17 protein-coding genes are annotated in these 18,508 nt (G+C 58.3%); all 17 read left to right on the forward strand.

The annotated features are described in order from the left end of the window. Window positions 1-76 precede the first annotated feature (76 nt). The 17 genes from pyrH to Q8K09_RS11610 all read left to right on the forward strand — a co-directional run bounded on the left by pyrH (window position 77) and on the right by Q8K09_RS11610 (window position 18,461). Window positions 77-820: a UMP kinase gene (gene pyrH / locus Q8K09_RS11530; protein ID WP_305255114.1), complete on the forward strand. Its 744-nt coding sequence runs from the start codon at window positions 77-79 to the stop codon at window positions 818-820. Beyond that, window positions 817-1,374 carry a ribosome recycling factor gene (frr, locus tag Q8K09_RS11535; protein WP_305255115.1) on the forward strand — a complete coding sequence of 186 codons (558 nt, stop codon included), beginning with the start codon at window positions 817-819 and terminating at the stop codon, window positions 1,372-1,374. Before pyrH ends, frr begins: the two co-directional genes overlap by 4 nt. A 16-nt stretch (window positions 1,375-1,390) precedes the next feature. Then, the gene (uppS, locus tag Q8K09_RS11540; RefSeq protein WP_305255116.1) at window positions 1,391-2,146 is read left to right on the forward strand and encodes a polyprenyl diphosphate synthase; all 756 of its coding nucleotides are present in this window, start codon (window positions 1,391-1,393) and stop codon (window positions 2,144-2,146) included. Beyond that, window positions 2,146-2,961 carry a phosphatidate cytidylyltransferase gene (locus tag Q8K09_RS11545; RefSeq protein ID WP_305255117.1) on the forward strand — a complete coding sequence of 272 codons (816 nt, stop codon included), beginning with the start codon at window positions 2,146-2,148 and terminating at the stop codon, window positions 2,959-2,961. Before uppS ends, Q8K09_RS11545 begins: the two co-directional genes overlap by 1 nt. After that, window positions 2,958-4,145, forward strand: a complete 1,188-nt coding sequence (gene ispC / locus Q8K09_RS11550) for a 1-deoxy-D-xylulose-5-phosphate reductoisomerase (protein WP_305255118.1) — start codon at window positions 2,958-2,960, stop codon at window positions 4,143-4,145. Before Q8K09_RS11545 ends, ispC begins: the two co-directional genes overlap by 4 nt. A gap of 57 nt (window positions 4,146-4,202) precedes the next feature. After that, a complete protein-coding gene (gene rseP / locus Q8K09_RS11555) occupies window positions 4,203-5,555 on the forward strand; it encodes an RIP metalloprotease RseP (RefSeq protein WP_305255119.1) in 1,353 nt (450 codons plus the stop codon). Window positions 5,556-5,645: 90 nt separating this feature from the next. Further along, window positions 5,646-8,009: an outer membrane protein assembly factor BamA gene (gene bamA / locus Q8K09_RS11560; RefSeq protein ID WP_305255120.1), complete on the forward strand. Its 2,364-nt coding sequence runs from the start codon at window positions 5,646-5,648 to the stop codon at window positions 8,007-8,009. Window positions 8,010-8,056: 47 nt separating this feature from the next. Next, window positions 8,057-8,560: an OmpH family outer membrane protein gene (locus tag Q8K09_RS11565; protein ID WP_305255121.1), complete on the forward strand. Its 504-nt coding sequence runs from the start codon at window positions 8,057-8,059 to the stop codon at window positions 8,558-8,560. A 2-nt stretch (window positions 8,561-8,562) separates the two neighbouring features. Then, window positions 8,563-9,621 carry a UDP-3-O-(3-hydroxymyristoyl)glucosamine N-acyltransferase gene (lpxD, locus tag Q8K09_RS11570; protein WP_370869514.1) on the forward strand — a complete coding sequence of 353 codons (1,059 nt, stop codon included), beginning with the start codon at window positions 8,563-8,565 and terminating at the stop codon, window positions 9,619-9,621. Window positions 9,622-9,669: 48 nt separating this feature from the next. Then, window positions 9,670-10,110, forward strand: coding sequence for a 3-hydroxyacyl-ACP dehydratase FabZ (fabZ, locus tag Q8K09_RS11575; protein WP_305255122.1), 441 nt, complete (start codon window positions 9,670-9,672; stop codon window positions 10,108-10,110). Then, window positions 10,107-10,883, forward strand: coding sequence for an acyl-ACP--UDP-N-acetylglucosamine O-acyltransferase (gene lpxA, locus Q8K09_RS11580; RefSeq protein WP_305255123.1), 777 nt, complete (start codon window positions 10,107-10,109; stop codon window positions 10,881-10,883). The genes fabZ and lpxA overlap by 4 nt, the downstream gene beginning before the upstream one ends. Before the next feature lie 3 nt (window positions 10,884-10,886). Beyond that, window positions 10,887-12,020 (forward strand): lipid-A-disaccharide synthase, encoded by a 1,134-nt coding sequence (gene lpxB / locus Q8K09_RS11585; protein ID WP_305255124.1) that lies wholly within the window; start codon window positions 10,887-10,889, stop codon window positions 12,018-12,020. Next, on the forward strand, window positions 12,020-12,631 hold the full coding sequence (gene rnhB / locus Q8K09_RS11590) for a ribonuclease HII (RefSeq protein ID WP_305255125.1): 612 nt from the start codon (window positions 12,020-12,022) through the stop codon (window positions 12,629-12,631). The genes lpxB and rnhB overlap by 1 nt, the downstream gene beginning before the upstream one ends. 1,034 nt (window positions 12,632-13,665) lie before the next feature. Next, complete coding sequence (gene sufB / locus Q8K09_RS11595; protein ID WP_305255126.1) at window positions 13,666-15,102, forward strand: Fe-S cluster assembly protein SufB; 1,437 nt, start codon at window positions 13,666-13,668, stop codon at window positions 15,100-15,102. 60 nt (window positions 15,103-15,162) lie between these two features. Further along, window positions 15,163-15,912 (forward strand): Fe-S cluster assembly ATPase SufC, encoded by a 750-nt coding sequence (gene sufC / locus Q8K09_RS11600; protein WP_305255127.1) that lies wholly within the window; start codon window positions 15,163-15,165, stop codon window positions 15,910-15,912. A 4-nt stretch (window positions 15,913-15,916) separates the two neighbouring features. Next, window positions 15,917-17,224: a Fe-S cluster assembly protein SufD gene (gene sufD, locus Q8K09_RS11605; protein WP_305255128.1), complete on the forward strand. Its 1,308-nt coding sequence runs from the start codon at window positions 15,917-15,919 to the stop codon at window positions 17,222-17,224. Beyond that, window positions 17,217-18,461: an aminotransferase class V-fold PLP-dependent enzyme gene (locus Q8K09_RS11610; protein WP_305255129.1), complete on the forward strand. Its 1,245-nt coding sequence runs from the start codon at window positions 17,217-17,219 to the stop codon at window positions 18,459-18,461. The genes sufD and Q8K09_RS11610 overlap by 8 nt, the downstream gene beginning before the upstream one ends. Window positions 18,462-18,508 lie beyond the last annotated feature (47 nt).

Consider the following 18,508-nt stretch of genomic DNA (forward strand, 5'->3'; position numbering starts at 1 on the left):
TCCGGGTGATGTCAGTGGCTCGGCAAATACGTGCCGTGAGGCGCAAAGAATTCAAACGCCGCAGGAGAGACTGGTAATGGCTCAGCAGGTGAGTGGTCGTCAACCGCGCTATAAGCGCATTCTGCTCAAACTCAGCGGCGAGGCCCTGATGGGGGCGGAAGATTTCGGCATCGACCCCAAGGTGCTTGATCGCATGGCCCTGGAAGTCGGGCAGTTGGTAGGGATCGGCGTACAAGTCGGCCTGGTCATTGGTGGTGGCAACCTGTTCCGTGGTGCTGCTCTCAGTGCGGCGGGCATGGATCGGGTGACCGGCGACCACATGGGCATGCTGGCGACCGTGATGAACGCCCTGGCCATGCGCGATGCCTTGGAGCGTTCGAATATCCCGGCAATCGTGATGTCAGCAATCTCCATGGTTGGCGTTACCGATCACTACGACCGCCGCAAAGCGCTGCGTCATCTGAAGACGGGTGAGGTGGTGATCTTTGCAGCAGGCACCGGCAACCCATTCTTTACCACCGATTCGGCCGCCTGCCTGCGGGCCATCGAGACCGACGCCGACGTGGTGTTGAAAGCGACCAAGGTGGATGGGGTGTACACCGCTGATCCGTTCAAAGATCCGCATGCGGAGAAATTTGACCGCCTGACTTACGATGAAGTACTGGATCGCAAGCTCGGTGTGATGGATCTCACGGCCATTTGCTTGTGCCGCGATCACAAGATGCCGCTGCGCGTCTTCAATATGAATAAACCCGGTGCCCTGCTGAATATCGTGTTGGGCGGTGCCGAAGGTACTCTGATCGAGGAAGATGAAAAATGATCAACGAGATCAAGAAAGATACCCAGGAACGCATGCAGAAGAGCCTGGAGTCGCTGATCCATGCCTTCAGTCGTATTCGCACTGGTCAGGCCCATCCAAGTATTCTGGGTGGCGTGATGGTGCCTTACTACGGCTCGGACACCCCGCTGAATCAGGTGGCCAATGTGACCGTTAAGGATTCGCGGACCCTGCAGGTTGTGGCGTTCGAGCGCAACATGCTGGGTGCGGTCGATAAGGCGATCCAGAGTTCCGGTTTGGGCTTCAATCCAACCAACCTGGGTGAGTTGCTGCTGATTTCCATGCCGGCGCTGACCGAAGAAACCCGCAAGGGCTTCACCAAGCAGGCACGCGACGCCGCTGAAGATGGCCGTATTGCGGTGCGCAATATTCGCCGTGACGCCCTTAGCCAGTTGAAAGACCTGGTCAAAGAGAAAGAAATCAGCGAAGACGAAGAGCGTCGCGGCGCCGATGATATCCAGAAGCTGACTGACAAGTTCGTCGCGGAAATCGAAGTGGCTGTGAAGCAGAAAGAAGCGGATCTGATGGCCGTTTAGCGGTCAGGAGATCTTCATGCACAAGTCTATAGACGGCCCTAAAGTGGCCGTGCCGCGTCACGTGGCGATCATCATGGACGGCAATAACCGCTGGGCGCGCAAGCGCCTGTTGCCGGGGGTTGCCGGGCACAAGGCCGGCGTCGACGCGGTGCGCGCGGTCATTGAAGTGTGTGCCGAAACCGGGGTCGAGGTGTTGACCCTGTTTGCCTTCTCTAGCGAGAACTGGCAGCGCCCGGCTGATGAGGTGAGCGCGCTGATGGAGCTGTTCCTTGGCGCGCTACGTCGTGAGGCGAAGAAGCTCAACGAGAATGGCATCAGCTTGCGCATCATTGGCGATCGCTCGCGCTTCCATCCGGAACTGCAAGCCGCCATGCGTGAGGCAGAAGCGCTGACCTCTGGCGATAAGCGTTTTATCCTGCAGATTGCTGCCAACTATGGCGGGCAGTGGGATATTGCGCAGGCAGCTCAGCGCCTGGCGCGTGAGGTTCAGGGTGGGCACTTGCGGCCTGAAGATATTACTCCCGGCCTGCTCCAGGGTTGTCTGGCGACGGGCGATTTGCCGCTGCCTGATTTGTGTATTCGTACCGGTGGCGAACACCGCATCAGTAATTTCCTGCTGTGGCAGTTGGCTTACAGCGAGCTGTATTTCTCTGATCTGTTCTGGCCGGATTTCAAGCACGACGCCATGCGCAAGGCCTTGGCGGACTTCGCCAGGCGTCAGCGGCGTTTTGGTCGGTCCGCTGAACAGATCGATGCCGAGGCGCGTGCCTGATGCTTAAGCAACGGATCATTACTGCGTTGGTGCTACTGCCCATCGCCTTGGCTGGGTTTTTCCTGCTGGATGGGGCGGCCTTTGCGCTGTTCATCGGCGCGGTGGTCAGTCTTGGCGCCTGGGAGTGGGCACGCCTGGCGGGCCTGACTAATCAACCGCAGCGCGTTGCCTACGCCGCAGGGGTTGTTGCTCTGTTGTTCGGGCTCTATCACCTGCCGCTATTGGCGCCTTGGTTGCTGTTGCTTGCGGTCTTCTGGTGGCTGCTGGCGACTGTGCTGGTCATCAGTTATCCGGCCAGTAGCCGTCTTTGGGCCAAGCTGCCGGCCAGGCTGTTGATTGGTTTGTTGATCCTGCTACCTGCTTGGCAGGGCTTGGTGATGTTCAAGCAGTGGCCGTTGGCCAATGGCTTGATCCTGGCGGTGATGGTGCTGGTGTGGGGCGCCGATATCGGGGCTTACTTCACTGGCAAGGCCTTCGGCAAGCGCAAGCTGGCGCCACGAGTCAGTCCGGGGAAAAGCTGGGAGGGTGCGATGGGTGGGCTGCTGACTAGCTTGCTGATCACTCTGGCAGTCGGGCTCTTTAAGGGCTGGATGGCCAGTGACCTGCTCCTGGCGCTCGCCGGCGCGGCGCTGGTGGTGTCGATTTCCGTGGTCGGTGATCTGACCGAGAGCATGTTCAAGCGTCAGGCTGGGCTCAAGGACAGCAGTAATCTGCTGCCGGGGCATGGTGGTGTGCTTGATCGCATCGACAGCCTGACTGCTGCCATCCCGATGTTTGCAGCGCTGCTGTGGCTCGCCAATTGGGGTGCCCTGTGAGCCCGCTGCAGCAGATTACAGTGCTGGGTGCGACAGGCTCGATTGGCCTGAGTACCTTGGACGTGATCGCCAGGCACCCTGCGCGCTACCAGGTATTTGCCCTGTCCGGCTACAGTCGCCTGGCTGAGCTGCAAGCGCTGTGTGTGCTGTATCGGCCACGCTACGCCGTGGTGCCTGATGAGCGCTCAGCGCGTCATTTGCAGGGCGATTTGCATGCGGCGGGCCTGGCAACGCGGGTGCTGTTCGGTGAGCGGGGCCTGTGCGAGGTGGCTGCGCATCCCGAGGTGGATGCGGTGATGGCGGCTATCGTCGGTGCGGCAGGGCTCAAGCCAACGCTGGCGGCAGTCGAAGCGGGCAAGAAGGTTTTGCTGGCCAACAAGGAAGCGCTGGTGATGTCCGGCGCATTATTTATCGATGCTGTGCGACGCAGCGGCGCGGTTTTGCTGCCCATCGACAGTGAACACAATGCGATCTTTCAGTGCTTGCCTGGTGATTATGCGCGTGGCTTGGCGCAGGTGGGTGTGCGGCGGATCTTACTGACTGCGTCCGGTGGGCCGTTCCGCGAGACACCGCTGGAACAGTTGCATGAGGTAACTCCCGAGCAGGCCTGCGCTCATCCCAACTGGTCGATGGGGCGCAAGATCTCGGTGGATTCGGCGAGCATGATGAACAAAGGCCTCGAGTTGATCGAGGTTTGCTGGCTATTCGACGCCAAGCCCGCGCAGGTCGAGGTGGTGATCCATCCGCAGAGCGTGATCCATTCGCTGGTCGATTATGTCGACGGTTCGGTGTTGGCGCAGCTGGGTAACCCTGACATGCGCACGCCGATCAGTCATGCATTGGCCTGGCCGCAGCGCATTGACTCGGGTGTGGCGCCGCTGGATCTGTTTGCTATCGCTCGCCTGGACTTCCAAGCGCCAGACGAACAGCGTTTCCCTTGCCTGCGTCTGGCTCGTCAGGCGGCAGAGGCGGGTGGTAGTGTGCCGGCCATTCTCAATGCTGCCAATGAAGTCGCCGTTGCGGCCTTTCTTGATCGGCGGATTCGCTTTCCTGAAATCGCGAGTATCATTGACGCCGTGCTGAACGCCGAGCCAGGCGTTGCGGTCGATAGTGTAGAAGCAGTCCTGGCGGCAGATCGGCGGGCGCGTGAGCTAGCCGGGCAATGGTTGAGTCGTCGTGGTTAGAGCACTGACGCGGTTGTTTATTTGCTGCGAGTACACCCCCCGTCTCGGAGACGCTAGATGAGTGCGCTGTATATGATTGTCGGTACCCTGATTGCACTGGGGGTGCTGGTTACCTTTCACGAGTTTGGTCACTTCTGGGTCGCGCGTCGCTGTGGGGTCAAGGTTCTGCGTTTCTCGGTGGGCTTCGGAACACCACTGGTGCGTTGGCATGATCGTCAGGGCACTGAGTTTGTCATCGCCGCGATTCCCTTGGGCGGCTACGTCAAGATGCTCGACGAGCGCGAAGGTGATGTGCCACCCGAGCAGTTTGATCAGTCGTTCAATCGAAAGAGCGTGCGTCAGCGTATTGCCATCGTGGCTGCGGGGCCGATTGCGAATTTCCTGCTAGCGCTGGTTTTTTTCTGGGCGGTGGCGATGCTCGGCAGTCAGCAGGTGCGTCCGGTCATCGGAGCGGTACAGGTCGGTAGCTTGGCTGCGGAAGCTGGCTTGCAGGCTGGCCAGGAAATTGTCGCGGTCAATGGCGCGCCGACCACAGGCTGGGCGGCGGTTAATCTGCAGTTGGTGCGACGCCTGGGTGAAACGGGCACTTTGAATATCAATGTTCGCGACGAGGGCTCTACTGCCGACAGTCCGCGACAAATCGTGTTGAAAGATTGGCTCAGGGGCGCCGATGAGCCCAACCCGATCGATGCGCTTGGCATTCGCCCCTGGCGCCCGGCGCTGTTGCCCGTACTTGCACAGCTCGATCCGAAAGGCCCGGCGCAAGCCGCCGGACTGCAAGTGGGTGATCGCTTGCTGATGCTCGACAACGAGCCGCTAAGCGAATGGCAGCAGCTGGTTGATCGCGTACAGGCCATGCCGGCGCAATCAATAACCCTGCTGGTCGAGCGTGACGGGCGGGATGTGCAGGTAGCGGTTAACCTCGCCGCCCGCGGCGAAGGCGAGGCCCGCAGTGGTTATCTGGGTGCTGGTGTCGAAGGTGTCGAGTGGCCAGCAGAGATGCTTCGCGAAGTCAGTTTTGGGCCGTTAGAGGCCGTGGTTGAGGGTTTCCGGCGCACCTGGTCGATGAGCTTGCTGACCCTTGATTCGCTAAAGAAAATGCTGTTTGGCGAGCTCTCGGTAAAAAACTTGAGCGGGCCGATAACCATTGCTAAAGTGGCGGGCGCTTCGGCCGAGTCGGGTTTAGGGGATTTTCTCAATTTCCTTGCCTACTTGAGCATAAGTCTGGGGGTTCTCAATTTGCTGCCAATCCCGGTTTTGGATGGTGGGCATCTGCTTTATTACCTGGTCGAGTGGGTGCGTGGTCGCCCACTGTCGGAACGGGTGCAAGGTTGGGGGATGCAGATTGGCATCAGTTTGGTGATCGGGGTGATGTTACTGGCCTTGATCAACGACTTGGGTCGTCTGTAAGCCGTTACTGAATTACAACGCTACTGAATTGCAAGGCTACCGCCTCAGGCGGCAGATCTTTTATCGTCAGTTGGAATAAGAAAGGACTTCATGAAACGTCTGCTGCTACCTGCGGTGCTTGCCGCATTGATGATCGCCGAAGTTCACGCCGAGTCCTTCACCATCTCCGATATCCGCGTCAATGGCCTGCAGCGTGTGTCTGCGGGCAGCGTGTTCGGTGCCCTGCCGCTCAATGTTGGTGAAGAGGCTGATGACCGCTCGCTGGTGGAAGCCACTCGTGGTCTGTTTAAAACCGGCTTCTTCCAGGATATCCAGCTCGGTCGCGATGGTGACGTGTTGGTTATTACCGTGGTTGAGCGGCCGTCGATTTCCGGCATAGAGATTGACGGTAACAAAGCCATCAGCAGCGAAGACCTGCTCAAAGGGCTGAACCAGTCCGGGTTGGCGGATGGCGAGATATTCCAGCGTGCGACCCTCGAGGGCGTGCGCAACGAACTGCAGCGTCAGTATGTGGCCCAGGGGCGCTATTCGGCTGAAATCGAAACCGAAGTGATTCCCCAGCCGCGCAACCGCGTAGCACTGAAGATCAATATCAACGAAGGCACGGTCGCGGCCATCCAGCACATCAACGTGGTGGGTAACAGCGTCTTTGCTGACGAAGACCTGATCGATCTGTTCGAACTGAAGACCAGCAATTGGCTGTCGTTCTTCCGCAACGACGACAAGTACGCCCGCGAAAAGCTCTCCGGTGACTTGGAGCGCTTGCGTTCCTACTACCTGGATCGCGGCTACATCAATATGGATATTTCCTCTACTCAGGTGTCGATTACACCCGACAAGAAGCATGTCTATATCACCGTCAACGTCGACGAAGGCCAGAAGTACAGCGTGCGTGAGGTCAAACTATCCGGCGATTTGAAAGTGGCGGAAGATGACATTCGGTCATTGCTGCTGGTCAAAGAAGGCCAGGTGTTCTCGCGCAAGGTGATGACTACAACCTCCGAGCTGATTACCCGTCGTTTGGGTAACGAGGGCTACACCTTCGCCAACGTCAATGGTGTGCCGCAAGCCCATGATGAAGACAATACGGTGTCCATCACCTTTGTTGTCGATCCGGGCAAGCGGGCCTACGTCAATCGCGTCAATTTCCGTGGCAACACCAAGTCCGAAGACGAAGTGCTGCGCCGTGAAATGCGCCAGATTGAAGGCGGCTGGGCTTCGACTTACTTGATCGATCAGTCGAAAACTCGTCTGGAACGTTTGGGCTTCTTCAAGGAGGTCAACGTCGAGACTCCGCAGGTGCCGGGGACCGACGACCAGATCGATGTCAATTACAGCGTTGAAGAGCAGGCGTCTGGCTCGATCACGGCCAGCGTCGGTTTTGCCCAGAACGCCGGCTTGATCCTCGGCGGCTCGATCACCCAGAACAACTTCCTTGGTACAGGCAACAAGGTCAGCGTCGGTTTGACTCGCAGTGAATACCAGGAACGCTACAACTTCGGTTTCGTTGACCCCTACTGGACCGCCGATGGCGTCAGCCTGGGTTACAACGCGTTCTATCGCACCACCGACTACGACGAGCTAGACACTGATGTTTCCAGCTATGCGGTAGACAGCTATGGGGTTGGCGCCAGCATCGGCTACCCGATCAGCGATACATCGCGCCTGACTTACGGGCTGACCGTGCAGCAGGATGACATCAGCACCGGGGTTTATACGGTCGACGAGATCTTTGACTTCCTTGAGCAGGAAGGCGACAGCTACCTGAACCTTAAAGCCTCAGTTGGCTGGTCGGAGTCAACCCTCAATCGCGGCGTAATGGCCACCCGTGGTCACTCGCAGAGCCTGGTGCTCGAGACTACCGTGCCAGGTAGCGACCTGTCATTCTACAAGCTTGACTACCGTGGTCAGGTGTTCAAGCCGCTGAGCGACAGTTACAGCCTGCGCTTTCACACGCAGCTGGGTTATGGCGATAGTTATGGCTCGACTGAAGAGTTGCCGTTCTACGAGCACTACTATGCTGGCGGATTTGGTTCGGTACGCGGTTTTGAAGACAGCAGTCTGGGTCCTCGCAGCACGCCAAGCCGCGGCGCGGCAGTGACTGGTAATCAAGGAACCTTTGCTGACCCTGATCAAGATGCTCTTCCGTTCGGTGGTAACGTGCTGATTCAAGGCGGCGTGGAGCTGTTGTTCCCGATGCCGTTTGTGAAAGATCAGCGATCGCTGCGTACCGCGCTGTTCTGGGATGTGGGTAACGTATTCGATACCAGTTGCTCGTCCTCGTCGCCAAGTTGCAGTGGTATCGATGCCGGCGAGCTGGCAAGCTCCGTTGGTGTTGGCCTGACCTGGATCACCGCTCTGGGTCCATTGAGCTTCAGTCTGGCCATGCCGATCGTCAAGCCTGACGATGCCGACACCCAGGTATTCCAGTTTTCCCTCGGGCAGACGTTCTAAGCGTCTGATGACCGAACAACGACAACAGTTTTTGCAGGAGTTGTACCGTGCGTAAGTTGACTCATCTGGTTCTGTTAAGTGTGGCTCTGCTGGCGACACCAGCGTTTGCCGAAATGAAAGTAGCGGTTCTTAATTACCAAATGGCCTTGCTCGAGTCTGATGCAGCCAAGCGTTATGCGGTGGATGCCGAGAAAAAATTCGGTCCGCAGCTCAATAAGCTCAAAACCCTGGAGAGCGATGCCAAGCGCATTCAGGATCGCATCGTCAAAGATGGCGAAAAAATGCAGACCGCCGAGCGTGAGCGACTGGAGCTTGAATTCAAGCAGAAAGCGCGTGACTTTCAGTTCCAGTCCAAAGAGCTGAACGAATCCAAGGCTGTGGCTGACCGCGAGATGCTGAAAAAGCTTAAGCCAAACCTGGACAAGGCCGTGGAAGAAGTAATCAAGAAAGGTAACTTCGACCTGGTGCTTGAGCGTGGTGCAGTGATTGATGTCAAACCACAGTTCGACATCACGCTGCAGGTTATCGAGCGCATGAATCAGCTGCGCTGATTATGCAGGCTTTGGCTTTTACCCTCGGCCAGTTGGCCGAACGCCTAGGCGCCACCGTGCGTGGCGCCTCTGAAAAAGTGGTCAGTGGTTTGGCTACCTTGCAGGAGGCTGGGCCTGATCAGCTGAGTTTTTTGGCTAATCCGCAGTATCGTAAATATCTGCCCGATTGCCGTGCCGGTGCGGTCTTGTTGACCGCTGCCGATGCCGAGAACTACAGCGGTAATGCCTTGCTTGTTGCTAATCCATACCTGGCTTATGCGCAGCTCTCGCACCTGTTCGATCGTAAGCCGCAGGCTGCTGTCGGTGTGCATCCGACCGCGCTGGTGGCGGACGATGCCCAGGTAGATGCGAGTGCCAGCATCGGCGCCTATGCGGTCATCGAGTCGGGGGCGAGTATTGATGCTGGCGTCACGATCGGTGCGCATTGCGTGATCGGTGCGCGCTCGGTGATCGGTGAGGGTGGCTGGCTGGCACCACGTGTCACCCTGTACCACGATGTGCGCATAGGCAAGCGTGTGGTGATCCAGTCAGGTGCTGTGATCGGCGGTGAGGGCTTCGGCTTTGCCAACCAGAAGGGCGTCTGGCAGAAGATTGCCCAGATCGGCGGTGTGGTTATCGGTGACGACGTTGAAGTCGGTGCCAACACCACGATCGACCGTGGTGCTTTGGCCGATACCCTGATTGGTAATGGGGTCAAGCTGGACAACCAGATCATGATCGCGCACAACGTGCAGATCGGCGATAACACGGCCATGGCTGGCTGTGCGGGTATCTCCGGCAGCACCAAAATCGGCAAGAATTGCATGATCGCTGGTGGCGTTGGCATGGTTGGCCATATCGAGGTCTGTGATGGCGTATTCGTCACCGGCATGACCATGGTGACCCGTTCGATCACTGAGCCGGGTTCATATTCTTCCGGCACTGCCATGCAGCCTGCTGGCGAGTGGAGAAAGAGCGCGGCGCGCATTCGTCAGTTGGACGACATGGCGCGGCGACTGCAACAGTTGGAAAAACAACTGGTTGCAGTGACCTCCAGCGGAAATGCCTCATCTGATGCCTGAGCGCGGCGATGCCGTGCTCCTCTCTTTTTATTACAGGCTTCTCTGGACATGATGGACATCAACGAAATACGTGAGTACCTGCCGCATCGTTACCCGTTTCTGCTGGTTGATCGGGTAGTGGATCTGGATGTAGAGGGCAAGTGCATACGTGCCCACAAGAATGTCAGCATCAACGAGCCATTCTTTAACGGCCATTTCCCCCAGCATCCGATCATGCCAGGGGTGTTGATTATCGAGGCAATGGCTCAGGCGGCCGGCATTCTCGGTTTTAAGATGATGGGCTTGAAACCTAGCGACGGAACACTGTATTACTTCGTCGGCTCGGATAAGCTGCGTTTTCGTCAGCCGGTGGTGCCGGGCGATCAATTGATTCTCGAAGCCCGGCACCTCAGCAACAAGCGCAGTATCTGGAAGTTCGAGTGCAAAGCCAGTGTCGACGGCAAGGAAGTATGTTCGGCTGAAATCATCTGTGCGGAACGCAAACTATGAGTTTGATTGACCCTCGCGCCATCATCGATCCCTCCGCCAAGCTGGCCGACGATGTTGTCGTCGGCCCTTGGTCGATTATTGGGCCTGATGTGGAAATAGGTGAGGGTTCAGTGCTTGGGCCTAATGTAATCATCAAAGGGCCAACCAGAATTGGTAAGCACAATCGGATCTATCAGTTTTCCTCGCTTGGCGAGGACACGCCTGATCGTAAGTACAAGGGTGAGCCGACGCGTCTGGTGATTGGTGATCACAACATCATCCGCGAAGGTGTCACCATGCACCGGGGCACCATCCAGGATCGTGATGAAACCACTGTGGGCGACCACAACCTGATCATGGCTTATGCGCACATCGGTCATGACAGCGTAGTCGGCAATCACTGCATTCTGGTCAACAATGTCGCGCTGGCGGGCCATGTGCACATCGGCGACTGGGCGATTCTGTCCGGTTACACCCTGGTGCATCAGTTCTGCCATATCGGCGCCCACAGCTTCGCTGGTATGGGCAGCGCGATTGGCAAGGATGTGCCTGCCTACGTCACGGTTTCCGGCAATCCTGCGGAAGCACGCAGCATGAATTTCGAAGGCCTGCGCCGGCGCGGCTTCAGTGCCGAGGCGATTCAGGCGTTGCGCCGCGCCTACAAGACCGTATATCGCCAAGGCTTGACCATCGAAGAAGCCTTGGCAGACCTGGCCGAGCCTTCCCTGCAGTTCCCTGAGGTCGCGGTGTTCCGCGACTCGATCCAGGCGTCCAATCGCGGCATCACCCGCTAGCGTATGGCGGATCTATTGCGTGTCGCGCTGGTGGCTGGCGAAGCCTCTGGCGATATCCTCGGTGCTGGCCTGATGCAGGCCCTGAAGACCCGTTACCCGCAAGTCGAATTTATCGGCGTTGGCGGCCCGTTCATGCAGGCCGAGGGTCTCAATCCTTATTTCCCTATGGATCGTCTGGCGGTGATGGGGCTGGTCGAAGTACTCGGCCGGCTGCCGGAACTGCTCGCCCGACGCAGGCGCCTGATCAAGACCTTGATCGACGCCAAGCCGCATGTGTTTATCGGTATCGATGCGCCGGATTTCAACCTGGGTCTGGAGCTCAAGTTGCGTCGTGCCGGGATCAAGACCGTGCACTACGTCAGCCCCTCGGTCTGGGCCTGGCGGCAGAAGCGCGTGTTGAAAATTCGTGATGCCTGCGACCTGATGCTGACCCTGTTTCCATTCGAGGCGCAGTTCTACGACGCCCATCAGGTGCCAGTGCGCTTCGTCGGCCACCCATTGGCCGATGCGATTCCACCGCAGGCCGATCGTGCTAGTGCGCGCGAGGCCCTGGACTTGCCGCAAGCCGGCACCGTAGTGGCGTTGTTGCCGGGCAGTCGGGGTGGCGAGGTGGCGCGTCTGGGTGCGCTGTTTCTCGATACCGCGGTGCGCCTGCGTACCTTGCGTCCGGGTATTCGTTTCGTCATGCCGTGCGCCAGCCCGGAGCGTCGTGTGCAGCTTGAGCAGATGCTGGTCGGGCGTGACCTGCCCTTGACCCTGCTCGATGGCCGCTCCCACGATGCACTGGCAGCTTGTGATGCGGTATTGATCGCCTCGGGTACGGCTACCTTGGAAGCCTTGTTGTATAAGCGGCCAATGGTGGTGGCCTACAAGGTCGCGCCACTGACCTACCTGATTCTCAAGCGCCTGGTCAGCAGCGCTTATATCTCACTGCCGAATCTGTTGGCCCAGCGTCTGCTGGTTCCTGAGTTGATCCAGGATGCTGCAACCCCGGAGGCCCTGGCTCAGGCGTTGGCCCCGCTGCTCAATGACGGCGAAGTGCAGACCGAAGGTTTCGATGTGATTCATCGTGCCTTGCGTCGCGATGCTTCTGCTCAGGCGGCCGATGCCGTGCTCACGTTGATAGGGCAGGGTTGATGCAGTTGGGTCTGGATTTCAGTCATGTGCAGGAATTGGTTGCCGGTGTCGACGAGGTCGGTCGTGGTCCGCTATGCGGCGCCGTGGTAACCGCAGCGGTGATTCTCGATCCGCTGCGGCCGATTAAGGGGCTTAATGACTCGAAGAAGCTCAGCGCCGCGCGTCGTGAGCAACTCTTCGATGAAATCTGCGAGAAGGCCGTGGCCTGGTGTATTGCCCGCGCCGAAGTGGAGGAAATCGATCGTCTGAACATCCTTCACGCGACCATGCTGGCCATGCAGCGTGCGGTCGAAGGGTTGTCTGTGGTGCCGCTGCTGGCGCTGATCGACGGCAACCGCTGCCCTGTCCTGCAGGTGCCAAGCGCAGCTGTAGTCAAGGGCGACAGCCAGGTCCCGGCGATTGCCGCTGCATCGATTCTGGCCAAGGTCAGTCGCGATCGTGAGATGCAGCTGCTTGATGCGCAATACCCCGGTTATGGTATTGCCGGGCACAAGGGGTATCCCACGCCGGTGCACCTGGAGGCACTGCGGCGCCTGGGTCCGACTCCGATTCACCGGCGCTCATTCGCGCCCGTGCGCGCATTGCTGGCCGAAAACCCTGAGCGCGGATAGAAAGCCGGGTACTGCCTGGATGCCGATCAATGCGATCGGAGTCATTGCGTTAAAGCGTGATTCTCTGAAATCAACTGCCCTGGCTTATTGATTCGGCGATCAACTCGCCCAGTTGCACGTGTGTCGGGTGCTGGCGGTGGATGACTCGAATGCAGCCTTGCACCGGACGTATAATGCCACGCGTTGTCGGGTCATCGACGTCGTGTCGCTGCGCAAGAGCAGGGGTGCGATGGTAGGAATGAGGCGTTTGATCGACACGGCTCAGGCCATCAGCATTCTGCTTCGGACAATACAGTTCCCGCGATGAACAGCAGCTTGCCAGCTGACTGAGTTCGGCCTTGGACCGCGGCATGGGCCTCGGAAGGCCTCTCAAGCGTGCTGGCCACATTCTCCGTAGCTCTACTGATGAAGTGCCTGCAGCGTGCTGTCTGGAATGTCGATGCGACAAGTCCAATGGGTGACTAATACTTGACTAGAATGCTTGGTTATTGCATTGTGCAGGCCTGTCCAGAAGGCTTGGAGCTGTTAATGAGACTGACTACTAAAGACCGCTGTGTGCTGCCGGCAAGGCTCGATTTAGCCTTTCATGAGGGGCAAGCCCCCATTGCTTGTGCGCAAATTTACCGGCGCCAAGGCGTGTCTGGCTCATGTCTGGAGCAACTGTTTACCGCGCTGCGCCGCCATCTGCGGGCTAACAGTGCTAACGGGCGCAGCGGTATAGTTTGCCGATTATCAGCTGGGGAGATGTGCCTACCCATCATGCGTGGTCGGTCCTGACTGACTGGCTACAGCCTGGCTGATGCAGTCAGTTGTAAGGATACCCAAGACGTCCACTTCCGTCAGGACCAATATGATGGAACCGCACCCCTGCCGGACAACAGTCTGGTACGCATTATTTTAAAACGGCCATTAGAGCCGCCTGATTCGTGCAGCACTGATACCTGGCGCCATCGGCCCTCGTACCGAGACTGCAGCCTGAACTGACTTTGCTGCCAAGGGCCTTCGCCGCTTGGCTGCATGACTGAGGTGATACCGTGACTGAGCAAGTCGAAAGTCTTATCAAGCAGGACTACGCAGCTGGATTTCATTCAAATATCGAGTCGGACACCCTGCCGCCCGGCCTGAATGAAGACACCGTGCGCTTTATCTCGGGGAAAAAAGGCGAGCCTCAATGGCTGCTGGACTGGCGCCTGAAAGCGTTTCGCGCCTGGCTTGAAATGGACGAGCCAACCTGGGCTCATGTGCATTACCCGGAAATCGACTTCCAGGCCATCTCCTACTTTTCCGCCCCGAAAAGCATGGCCGACAAACCCAAGAGCCTGGATGAAGTTGATCCAGAGCTGATTGCTACCTACAAAAAACTCGGCATTCCGCTGCATGAGCAGGAAATGCTCGCCGGGGTAGCGGTGGATGCGGTATTTGATTCGGTCTCGGTGGTCACCACCTACCGTGCCAAGCTGGAAGAAGCCGGGGTGATTTTCTGCCCGATCAGTGAGGCTGTGCACCGCTGTCCTGAGCTGATCCAGAAGTACCTAGGCAGTGTGGTGCCGCAAAAGGACAACTATTACGCCGCGCTTAATTCGGCGGTGTTCTCAGACGGCTCCTTTGTCTACATCCCCAAGGGCGTGCGCTGCCCCATGGAGTTGTCCACCTATTTCCGCATCAACGAAATGAACACCGGGCAGTTCGAGCGGACCCTGATCATTGCCGAGGAAGGCGCCCACGTCAGTTACCTCGAAGGCTGCACCGCACCGATGCGCGATGAAAATCAGCTGCACGCGGCGGTGGTTGAGTTGGTCGCATTGGATAACGCGACCATCAAGTATTCGACGGTACAGAACTGGTACCCGGGTAATGCCGAGGGCAAGGGCGGCATCTACAACTTCGTGACCAAGCGCGGCATTTGCCACACCAGCGCGAAGATTTCCTGGACCCAAGTCGAAACCGGTTCGGCGGTCACCTGGAAATACCCCAGCTGTATTCTCAAAGGGGACAACAGCGTGGGCGAGTTCTACTCGGTGGCCCTGACCAATAATTTCCAGCAAGCCGACACCGGCACCAAGATGATCCACCTGGGTAAGAACACCCGTTCGACGATTATTGCCAAAGGCATTTCCGCAGGCCGCAGCAACAGTGCCTACCGCGGCCTGGTGCGCATCAATCCGGGAGCTGATGGGGCGCGCAACTATACCCAGTGCGACTCGCTGTTGATTGGCGACCGCTGTGGCGCACACACCTTCCCCTATATCGAAAGCAAAAACCCCACGGCAGTGGTCGAGCACGAAGCGACCACGTCCAAGGTCAGCGATGACCAGATGTTTCTCTGTCAGCAGCGCGGACTGGATGCCGAGAAGGCCATTTCGATGATCGTCAACGGCTTTTGCCGCGACGTGTTCAAGGAGTTGCCGATGGAGTTCGCGGTTGAAGCCGGCAAGTTGCTGGAAGTCAGTCTCGAAGGTTCAGTGGGTTGACCTGAACACCTTACAGCGGCCTTGAATGCCCCCAATTCATGCAGATATCAGGCATTAAATATGTTATCAGTCAAAGACTTACACGCAAAAGTTGAAGGCCTTGAAATTCTTAAGGGTCTTGCTATCGAGATCAAGCCCGGCGAAGTGCATGCCATTATGGGCCCCAATGGTTCCGGCAAAAGCACCTTGGGCAATGTGCTCTCGGGGCGTCCGGGCTATGAAGCCACTGCGGGCGTCATCACCTTCAAGGGCCATGATTTGCTGGCCATGAGCACCGAAGAGCGTGCTCGTGAAGGCTTGTTTCTGGCTTTCCAGTACCCAGTGGAAATTCCTGGCGTGAGCAATATGGAATTTCTCAAGGTGTCGGTGGATGCCAAGCGCAAGCACGCTGGCCTGCCTGCGCTGTCGGCGGTCGAGTTTATGAAACTGGCTCGGGCTACCAGTCAGCGAGTGGATCTTGATGCGAGCTTTTTAAAGCGCGGGGTTAACGAAGGTTTTTCCGGCGGCGAGAAAAAGCGCAACGAGATCATGCAGATGATGCTGCTTGAACCTGATCTGTGCATTCTCGATGAAACCGACTCGGGGCTGGATATCGATGCCCTGCAATTGGTCGCCGAAGGCGTTAACAGCATGCGTGACGGCAAGCGTAGCTTTATCGTGGTGACCCACTACCAGCGTCTGCTGGACTACATCGTGCCGGATTTTGTACATGTGCTGGCCGATGGCCGTATCGTCAAATCCGGTGACAAGAGCCTGGCCCTCGAATTGGAAGCCAAAGGTTACAGCTGGTTGGAAAACGAGGTCGCCTGAAACCATGACTGACTTTCAAAAAAACGCCATCACCCTGGCTGCCGAGCAAAGCACGCCGGCCTGGCTAGCTGCCTTGCGCCATCAGGGCGCAGCCGACTGGTCGGCGGCCGCTTGGCCAGGGCGCAAAACCGAGCTATGGCAGAACACCACGCTGGCCCCCCTGCAAACCAACGGCCCAGTCCGCTGGGCCTCTGCTGGTACTAACGACTGGCAGGCCAGCGTCGAAACCATGCCGTTGGACGCTACCCGGCTGGTGTTTGTCAACGGTCAGTTCGCTGCCGAGCATTCCAGCCCATTGCCGGAAGAAGTGGTGCGCTTTGCCGATGCCAATGCCGCACAGCAACAGCTGATTGAGCAGCACTTGGGGCAGGTGGTCGATGTCCAGCGGCACCTGTTTGCTGCACTCAGCAACGCTTGGCTTGCGGATGGGATTCTGCTGCAGGTGCGTCAAGGTCAGACGCTCGACAAGCCGGTGTATATTCTCAACGTCTCGACCCCCGAGGCGCAGCCTGCGGTGAGCAATCAGCGCGTGCTGTTAGTGCTGGAAGACAGCAGCCAGGCGGAAGTCATCGAGCATTACGTTTCCAGCTCTGCGCAACAGAATGGCTTCGTCAATTGCCTGACCGAGATAGTGGTGGGTGCCAATGCCCGGCTGCAGCATTACCGCATCAACCTGGAGCAGGAAGACCTGCTGCATGTCGGTGGCGTGCATGTGAACCTGCAACGCGACGCGCATTTTTACGGTTTCACCCTGGCCCAGGGTAGCCGCCTGAAACGCATCGACTACCAGGTCAACCACCGTGGCCCAGGTGCGCACCTGGAACTGCACGGCGTCTATCTGCCGCGCAACAAGCAGCAGATCGACTACCACACCAACGTCGAGCACTGCGTGCCGCACTGCACTACCAAGGAAATTTTCCGCGGCATTATTGGTGATTCGGCCAGGGCGGTGTTCAACGGGCGCATTCATATCCATCCCCAGGCCCAGAAGACCTTGGCCGAGCTCAGCAACAAGAACCTGCTGACCTCGCGCAGCGCCGAGGTTTACACCAAGCCGGAGCTGGAAATCTACGCCGACGATGTGCGCTGCGCCCATGGTGCGACCATCACCCAGCTCGATCAGACCTCGCTGTTTTACCTGCAGAGCCGCGGGCTGTCGCATGCCGAGGCCATGAGCATGCTCAGTTTCGGGTTTATCAATGAGCTGCTTAACCAGGTGCCGGAGCCGGCCATTCAGGCCTATTTGCGCCCGCGCATCGCTGCTCTGCTTGGCCGTGAAGCAGTCCATCTGGAGCAACTGAACGATGAGTGAGCACGCCCTGCAACCGCTGCCGAGCTTTGACGCCGAACGGGTCCGCAAGGATTTTCCGATTCTGCACCAACAGGTCAACGGTCATCCGCTGGTTTACCTGGACAATGCCGCCACCACGCAAAAACCCGAGGTGGTGATTCAGGCCATCGTCGATTACTACCGCCAGGACAACAGCAATGTGCACCGTGGCGCTCACGCCCTGGCCGAGCGCGCTACCGAGAAATTCGAGGCGGCGCGCGGCAAGGTCGCCGGTTTGCTCAATGCGCCGCACAGCCGGCAGATTATCTGGACCCGTGGCACCACCGAGGGCATCAATCTGGTAGCCGCCAGTTGGGGGCGCAGTCAGTTGCAGGCCGGCGACCGGATTTTGGTTTCGGCCATGGAGCATCACTCCAATATCGTGCCCTGGCAGATGATTGCCGCCGAGCGCGGTGCCACGGTCGAGGCGATTCCGGTGGATGCCAGCGGCACGCTGAACATGAGCGCTTTTGCCGACATGCTTGATGAGCGTGTACGCATGGTCGCCTGCGCGCAGGTGTCTAACGCCTTGGGCAGTATCAACCCGGTTGAGGACATCGTGCGCATGGCCCATGGCGTAGGTGCACTGTGCCTGGTCGACGGTGCCCAGGCCATCAGCCATTGGCCGGTGGATGTGCAGGCGCTGGACTGCGATTTTTATGTGTTTTCCGCCCACAAGCTGTTTGGCCCCACCGGGCTGGGCGTGTTGTATGGCAAGGCTCAATTGCTGGAAAGCATGCCGCCTTACCAAGGGGGCGGTGAGATGATCGAATCGGTGAGTTTTGCCGGCACCACCTACAACCAGCTGCCTTACAAGTTTGAAGCAGGCACCCCGGATATTGCCGGGGTGATTGGACTCGGTGCAGCCGTTGATTATGTGCAAAGCCTTGACCGCGTGGCCGCGGCGGCGCACGAACAGGCTTTGCTGGCCTATGCCGAGGAGCGCGCCAAGGCTACGCCGGGGATGCGCCTGGTAGGCACCGCCACGCACAAGGCTGCGGTAATGAGTTTTTTGCTGGAGGGCGCGCATCCGCACGATGTGGGTATGTTGCTCGATCAGCAGGGCGTGGCCGTGCGCACCGGTAGCCACTGCGCGCAACCGATCATGGAACAGTTCGGCATTCCCGGCACCGTGCGCGCCAGCTTCAGTATCTACAACACCTTTGCCGATGTGGATCGACTATTCGAAGCCTTGGCCAAGGTCAGGCAGTTTCTGTAGTCAGTGAGTTTCCATACAAGGTCAGACAGTTTTTCAGGAGTCATGGC

It is taken from the genome of Pseudomonas sp., assembly GCF_030683065.1.
In the GTDB taxonomy this organism is placed as follows: Bacteria; Pseudomonadota; Gammaproteobacteria; order Pseudomonadales; family Pseudomonadaceae; genus Aquipseudomonas.